Origin of the sequence: Rhizobium sp. 18055, assembly GCF_902706285.1 — a bacterium.
In the GTDB taxonomy this organism is placed as follows: domain Bacteria; phylum Pseudomonadota; class Alphaproteobacteria; order Rhizobiales; family Rhizobiaceae; genus Rhizobium.
Genome location: NZ_CACSKD010000285.1, coordinates 1 through 440 on the forward strand (window position 1 = coordinate 1; position 440 = coordinate 440).

Consider the following 440-nt stretch of genomic DNA (forward strand, 5'->3'; position numbering starts at 1 on the left):
ATCCTGGATGGGCAATATTTTATATTATTTGTATTATTGCTGTTGTGTTCCACTTTGCAAATGGCTTATGGTCATTCTTAGTTACTTGGGGTGGACTTCAATCTCCAAAATCACAACGAGTATTTACATGGGTTTCATTAATCGTATTTTTAGTTATTTCGTATATTGGTGTTACTGCAATTATTGCCTTTATGTAATACATCGCATTTAACAAATATAGATTGAAAATTTAGGGGAGTGAAATTTTTATGGCAGAGAAACATCTTATTGTTGTCGGAGGTGGCCTAGCGGGCTTAATGTCAACAATTAAAGCGGCAGAAAAAGGTGCACATGTAGATTTGTTCTCAGTTGTACCAGTAAAGCGTTCGCACTCTGTTTGTGCCCAAGGTGGCATTAATGGTGCGGTCAATACTAAAGGGGAAGGCGATTCTCCTTGGATT

The 440-nt window shown here is 37.5% G+C and carries 1 protein-coding gene and 1 pseudogene; both read left to right on the forward strand.

The window, feature by feature from the left end; all coding sequences use genetic code 11:
- Positions 1–197, forward strand: a pseudogene (locus GVL52_RS29135) (succinate dehydrogenase); the annotation flags it as partial.
- 51 nt (positions 198–248) lie between these two features.
- A partial coding sequence (locus tag GVL52_RS29140) for an FAD-binding protein (RefSeq protein ID WP_160012748.1) occupies positions 249–440 on the forward strand: 192 nt, incomplete at its 3' end.